The sequence below is a fragment of the Gordonibacter sp. genome, from assembly GCF_036667095.1.
GTDB lineage: Bacteria > Actinomycetota > Coriobacteriia > Coriobacteriales > Eggerthellaceae > Gordonibacter.
This window is the reverse complement of the sequence record NZ_JAVWUP010000353.1, coordinates 1-1,698: the sequence shown is the minus strand read 5'-3', so window position 1 is coordinate 1,698 and position 1,698 is coordinate 1. Positions and strand designations below refer to the sequence as shown.

Genomic DNA, 1,698 nt, shown 5'->3' with positions numbered 1-1,698 from the left:
CGAGAAGCGTGGGGATTACAGCCATATCGAGAGCTGGATACGCAAGCAGGGGTACTCCCCCGACACCCGTATGCAATCGTTCGTGGATCTGTACTGGGGATGGTTCACAGCAAATAACAACTGGTATCACTACTCCGTGCGCAAGGGTTTTAGCGTCTACAAGCGTGAGCGCGTATCCCTGTGTCCCGCATGGCTCGCCTCAAACGAGTGGTCATCCCTGCTTATGCAGGAACAGACCCTTATATCCTCCACCGACTCCGCCAGAGCCGAGTTCATAGCCGAACATTTCGCTAACTTCGCCATGGACGAATCCGAAAACGTGGCACGAGGCTTCGGCCTTGGAACCCTCGGGTGGGCTTGCGAGCCACGCGGGATAACCGACAACGCAACCACACCGGATGCGGAGGTCGGCGTGCGCACCTATGACGCGACGCAGATAATCCCGCTCACCTACTCCGACGCCGGATGTACGCAATGTGCATTTGTGGCCCGCGTTGAGATAGACGGCAAAGACTACGACCAATGCCAGATGCACGTGGTCAATGGCGGGGATCGCCACATCGTCACCCAGCTATTCAACCCCAAGACACGCCGACCGGCAACGGTCGATGGCATCATTCTCGACTTCAACACGCATGCGAAGAAACAGACGTTCGCGCTGTTTCGGGTAGCTGTACCAAACGACCACTACGGCTGCTGCTCTATGGGCGCATCCGTGTTCGACAAAGCGATAGGAGCCGTGAAGGCCGTGGACGAGGCCCACACCTCGTTCATCGACCATATACGCGTAGGTCGCCCAAAGGTGTTCGTAGATAAGGGACTTGTGGAAGAAAAGCGTGAGAAGGGTACCGATGGCTCGATCATCAAGACGCACTACGCGTTCGGCGAGGCGGGCGATACGGTCTTTACCATGCGCAAGGGTGAGGACGGCAAGCAGATCGACGTAGTGCAACCTGACCTCCGGGTAACCGACAACACCGAGGCCGTCAACACGGCGCTGCGTGAACTCTCTTTGCTCTGCGGCTTCGGAAACGGCTATTTCAGCTGGGATGCTCACGCAGGGCTAAAGACGGCCAAAGAGGTGAGTGCCGACAACTCCATGCTAGCCCGATCCATCAAGAAGCACCAAAATGCCATGCGCAAAGCCATCGTGACGCTAGTAGAAGGTTACATCGACCTTTACGTGCACGTACGCGGCGATCATGTGCCAGACGGCGACGTGACCGTGACGTTTGACGACTCTATCATCACCGATACGACCACCGACAAAGAACAGATGATGGCCGAAATAGGGGCAGGCATCGCATCGGAGTGGGAATACTGCATGAGGTTCTACGGCGAATCGGAGGATGACGCAAAAGCCGGTGTGCCAGCGCGTGTGCAGGAATACTCCGATCTCATAGGCTGATGCTCGAACCAGACTACATAGAGCACTTCACCGACGTTACCGAAGCCGCCGTGCGCAACATGGCCGCCGACTTCGTGGCGCTGTATGCCGCGCAGATGCCGACTACAGACGAGGTATCGGCGCTTACTATGGCGGACATCGCACAAAGGGCACAGACCCTCGCGAAGAAGGCCGTGAAGCTACTGGCACGCCATAGTAAGATAATCGACAAAGCCGTAATTGCTGCCGTAGAAGCCTCACTGCGTAGATCGGCTACCACCGACATAACAGCACTAGGCAAGACGCTCTCA

Annotated in this window: 2 protein-coding genes; both read left to right on the top strand. The window is 56.8% G+C overall.

Annotation, left to right across the window (positions count from 1 at the left end; all coding sequences use genetic code 11):
• Positions 1–1,408 (top strand): phage portal protein (locus RR842_RS14540; protein ID WP_332730287.1); only part of this gene is annotated, 1,408 nt, incomplete at its 5' end.
• On the top strand, positions 1,408–1,698 hold a 291-nt coding region (locus RR842_RS14535), incomplete at its 3' end, for a hypothetical protein (protein ID WP_332730286.1). The genes RR842_RS14540 and RR842_RS14535, both read left to right, overlap by 1 nt.